The sequence below is a fragment of the uncultured Methanobrevibacter sp. genome (genome assembly GCF_937906425.1).
GTDB lineage: Archaea > Methanobacteriota > Methanobacteria > Methanobacteriales > Methanobacteriaceae > Methanobrevibacter.
On sequence record NZ_CALCYR010000157.1, the window covers coordinates 1 to 5,008 of the forward strand.

Below are 5,008 nucleotides of genomic sequence, written 5' to 3' on the forward strand. Positions count from 1 at the left end.
GGCGAACACCCTAAAAAAATAAAAAAAATAAAAATAATTTAGGGGCCTGACGATTTGTTCTCGGATAATTGTTGTATGGCTGTTTTTGAGTAAAATCCTTGTGATACTATCAGCGCTCCTAAAATATTCATTTCAGTTCAGACTTATTTTCCCTCGCTTTTCTAGCACAATACAGATATTCCCCAATTTCTCTTAAACTTTTACCCCATTTAGGACATTAACCCAAGTCAATCGCTAATATTAACATTCCCAAAAACTTAATTAAATCGATATTCTTATAATTTGCCATAACACATTAAAAAAGTAATTAATTAAAATTTTATAATGCTAATATTTAAAGATTTATAGAGCATTGGGAAATTAAGGAAAGTAAAATCGATGTTCATACTTTGCAGCACATAATAAAATATTAAAAATTCATTTTTGACTTTAAAATTATTTAAATTAAAAAATAAGTTCTGAAATAGATTATTTTAGCTGAAAAAAAAATCGATATATATATATATAGAATTTTAAAACTATTAATGGAACGGATTCATCCGTCAAAAAAAAATATAATATATGTTTAGGAGGTTTTATTTTGGGATCTGCCATTAATATAAATGTGAAAGATGAAAATGAATTCAACCAGCAAATGCAAATGTATCTTGCTCAAGGATATAAAATTAAAAGCAATTTCAATGGAACTGCAATATTAGGTAAAAAATCTTACAGCCTTGGATTATTGATTATTTTAATTATCTTTCTTTTCCCAATTGCAATAATTTATTATTTAGTTGCTTCCGATGACGTGGTTACAATTATTTTATCAAACGGGCAATCAACAACTACTTCCAGTAGCAACAGTAATGCAGAAAAAGTCGTTTCATATTGTACAAATTGCGGTCAGGGATTATTTAAAGATTCTAAATTTTGTCCAGAATGTGGGGCAACCATAAAAGAAGAAGATATGAAAAAAACTCCCCAACTTGAATATTCCAAAGTAGGGGACAATTAAATTGAATATCATGAATTGTGGGGCCTTAGAAAAAAATTATAAAGATGAAATTATAGAACAGAAACTTTATATGAGAGGGATATGATGTCTAAATTTTGTGATAAATGCGGCAATGAAATAATAGATGAAAATATAAAATTTTGTGATAAATGCGGCGCAAAAGTTCAAACAATCCATAATAAAAATAATTCTGAAATATTTGGAGGAGTTGCCTGCAAAAACTGTGGTACAATCAATCCTATTGGACAAGAATTTTGTTCAAATTGTGGAAGAAGGGGGGTTGAAGATAATAAAACTGCAGTTATTTTGGGGTATGTTTTCCTTTATTTAACAAATATTCTAAGTTTTATTACAGGTATTTACCTAGTGACAAGAGAGAATAGTGAATCTAAAACTCAAGGAATATTACTCATTGCATTTTCATTCTTGAATGCTATTATAGGTTTGATATTTGGCAGCTCTTCACTAGATATAGGAGTATTTTCACTATTAATAGCAACTATTATAGAAACAGTTATCGGATATGGCATTTGGTCTGGAAAAATCAGATAGTTATTGAATAAAAAATATTTTATTAACTTAAATAGATCAATAGGAGAAAATGGAATAATCCATTCTCCTAAAAAAAGTTTATTTAAATGAAATCCCATTTTGGTCTGGCTTCTATGCCCATTTTCTCATACATTCTTCGAGTTTTAGGATTGGATTCAATAGCCAGATACTTATCCATATCATCGCCGTGCTGTGGAATGATTTCTTTTTCCATCCAGTACTTCTTGAGTTCAGGAGGCTCTTTGCCGAAATTCCAAAATGACTCGTCAGGCACGAATCCAGTCTTTTCCTTTAAATCATTCAAGATTTTGTCTGAACGCTTGTCTGGACTTGCTGTAATTAAAATCACATAATTGTCCTTGATAAGATCAATCAAATCCATTTCATATTTCTGTGATGCTATTTTCTTATCAAGAGGATAATTCCATATCTCCTTTGAATTGGCTATCAATGTGTAGTTCAAGTCCAGAAGAATAATCCTATCCTTGTCTATAGTCAAGTTCTCTTCAGGCATTTCCATGCCTATATCAGTATTTTCTTCAGTTTCAATTAGTTTGGTTCCACAGCCTTTGCAGAAGTCGTCATCTTCCCCAATATCTGCTTCACAAACAGGACATTTTTTCATTATTTCACCACCATTCTAATAATTTAAAAACTTTTTTTACCTAAGTACTTCTCTAAATTTCTCCCAGAGTTTTACCATTGCCCAGGTGTCAAGCTTACAATATTCAAGCAGATTATTTCTAGTCTTTTTCTGATCCTCTGAGGATTTGCCTTTCAAGCTTAAGAATGTCTTTGATGCCTCACCACCATTATGCACTTCATCCAAGTTGCTGTAATCCAAATCAGGATCATTTGGATATAATGCAGGCAATACATATTTGATTGAATAGGATCCCTTCATTTCCTTAGTGTAATAATTTCTATTTTTAAAAATGTCCATTATGTCTGCAATGTTTGAATTTATCCTTTCAATTTCATCACTTAAGTCCGGGAACATGATTGCAAGTTTTTTGTTGACAGCACTCTTTTCAAAAACCTGATTATAAACTATTACACTTCCATCTTCAGCCAAATCAGAAATCATGCTTTCAGCAAAGTTTCTAATAATCTTTTCATCATCAATATCCCCTAAAAATTCCTTATGTTCTATTGGAGCCCCTTCCTCCCTGATTATATGCAATGAATATTGGAAGGGTATCTGCTGATATGGCTTAGTCATTTGATATTCAGGTATTGGGCATTGGAATGATTCATAATCAATGAAGTATAATGGATATTTGAGAGAGTCTAAAAAGTCCCTGATTGCTTCCCTTTCTATTTTGGCTGGTCTGTCATTTAATTCAAAATCAACCTGCTCCTTATATTTGGGAGATAATCTTTCACTTATCAAATCTTCAAATGAAACCTTTCCTGCAGCATATTTTTTAAACTTTGTACTGTTATACATGCCTCTGATGTCAAAGATGTTAGGGCTTGGAAGATTTCTTGAACAGTACTGCCAGAAATCGCATCCATATGGCTTAAAGCAATCAATGCTCAATTCCTTTGGAGGCTCATTATCCGGACCATATTTCTCCATATACTCATTGATAAATTGAATTCTGTGTCTTATTTCATCCTGTTTTAGAAGGGCAATATCACTTACATCCTCTATGACAAAGTATTCGTTAATATCCAATTCACCATCCAATACATATTCATTGTTTACATAAACAAGGAAAACCTTCTTAACGTTTAAGCCAAGATTGGACAATACATAATATTGGTATGCTGCATCATCCAGATAAATGTCCTTGATTGAGGTGGAGCTTTTAACCTCATAGATTTCAACTCCATCAAGATCGTTTTTTAGAATGTCAACACTGCAGAAATTATTATCATAGCTAAAGGAAGCCTCTGTAATAATGTTTGGCTTGTTTGGAAGCAATTGATTTGTTTTTTCAATCATATTGCTTAGATTAAGATCAAATTCAATGTCTTCATATTCGCCAAAAAGGCCTTTTGCAAGTTCTCCAACCTTTCTGCCGTTTTCAAAAATAGTTTCCTTATCTTCCGGCCTTGCACATTCAGGCTTATATTTGCTTAACCAGAACATCTTTTCACATTGAACACAGTTACAATATTTTGACTTTGACAAATGTACTTTATTCATACAATCCCCTTAAACTAGTTATAATACTAATTTTAAATTTTAATTTTAAATAGTTTTAGACAAGTAAATAAAAAAAATTTAAATTTTAAATTAGTTTTTAGAAAGCTAAATAAAAAAAAATTTAAATTTAAAATAGTTTTAGAAAGCTAATAAAAATTCTTTAATTTTTAAATAGATTTTTAAATAAAATTCATAAAAATTCAATTTGAACTTTTTTTCATTAAATGAATACACATCATCATATTTAAACTAATTCATTTTTTAAATAAAACTTGACATTTATGAAAAATTAAAAAAAAATAATAAATAAATTAGAAAAAAATTGCATTAAAAAAATCTATATTTAAAGAAATAAAACAAAAATCTTAAATTTAAAAAGATTTCAAACTAAAAGAAATAAAATTAAAAAAAATAAAAGAATGAATTCTTAACTGCAAGCAGTCAAAATCCTCCTAAAATTTGCTTTCGTCTATTGTAAAGACCAAAGGCAAATGGTCACTTAATTTAATCCATTTAACATTGTCAATTATATCAAATTCATCAACAATGCCTGGAGCTGAAAATACATGATCCAAATGGAAACGGTAGTTTAACTTCTTTGTTTGGAAGAAAGTTGCATTTAATTCCTTTCCCCATTCTTCATCCTTATTTTTGTCATGATAAGCGTCTACAAGATCATCTTCTTCAAGAATATTAACAAAACTTTCAAAGTTTTTATTTTTAGGATGATGGTAATCTAACTTAAAATCACTGTTGAAATCACCGCACATAATCAGATTTTCATCAAACAATTCCTTATTTGCATTATAATAATCATGCAAGATTTCTACATATGGTTCCATTGCCCATACTCCCAAAAGCTTGAATTTGTCATCAACAAGAACTGGAATAAAATATTTTAAATCTTCACAAGAGTATTTCTCAAGTTTTTCCAGTTTAATGCCATCCTTAGCAAAAATTCCAAGCCCTTTGTTCTTGTTTTCTCCAATCCATACATAGTTAGTTGCAAACTCATTATACTTTTTGGATTTTGATTTTGCAGGATTTTCACATTCGCATATAACATAAATGTCTGCATCAAATTCTTCTGAAACATCAACACATTTGTCCCTAAATCTCATGCTAGCATTCCAAGATACAATCTTCATAATATCACCTAATTTTCAAAAAAGAGTATCGTATTGAATTCATCAATATACATATACAATTTAATTTTTAAAAAAAAGTATCCTATTGAATTCATCAATACACATATACAATTTAATTTTTAAAAAAAAGTATCCTATTGAATTCATCAATACACA

Annotated in this window: 5 protein-coding genes; 2 read left to right on the forward strand and 3 right to left on the reverse strand. The window is 29.6% G+C overall.

Going from position 1 to position 5,008, the window contains the following annotated elements; all coding sequences use genetic code 11:
• Positions 1-580 precede the first annotated feature (580 nt).
• Both Q0138_RS04485 and Q0138_RS04490 read left to right on the forward strand, forming a co-directional pair.
• Positions 581-997, forward strand: a complete 417-nt coding sequence (locus Q0138_RS04485; protein ID WP_297981496.1) for a zinc ribbon domain-containing protein — start codon at positions 581-583, stop codon at positions 995-997.
• A gap of 84 nt (positions 998-1,081) precedes the next feature.
• Positions 1,082-1,549: a zinc-ribbon domain-containing protein gene (locus Q0138_RS04490; RefSeq protein WP_297981498.1), complete on the forward strand. Its 468-nt coding sequence runs from the start codon at positions 1,082-1,084 to the stop codon at positions 1,547-1,549.
• Between the two features lie 82 nt (positions 1,550-1,631).
• Here Q0138_RS04490 and Q0138_RS04495 read toward each other — a convergent pair whose 3' ends face one another.
• From Q0138_RS04495 to Q0138_RS04505, 3 genes are all read right to left on the reverse strand, one after another.
• On the reverse strand, positions 1,632-2,174 hold the full coding sequence (locus tag Q0138_RS04495) for a zinc ribbon domain-containing protein (protein ID WP_297981500.1): 543 nt from the start codon (positions 2,172-2,174) through the stop codon (positions 1,632-1,634).
• Between the two features lie 36 nt (positions 2,175-2,210).
• On the reverse strand, positions 2,211-3,704 hold the full coding sequence (locus Q0138_RS04500) for a DUF2779 domain-containing protein (RefSeq protein ID WP_297981502.1): 1,494 nt from the start codon (positions 3,702-3,704) through the stop codon (positions 2,211-2,213).
• Positions 3,705-4,156: 452 nt separating this feature from the next.
• A complete protein-coding gene (locus Q0138_RS04505; RefSeq protein WP_297981504.1) occupies positions 4,157-4,852 on the reverse strand; it encodes an endonuclease/exonuclease/phosphatase family protein in 696 nt (231 codons plus the stop codon).
• Positions 4,853-5,008: the final 156 nt, after the last annotated feature.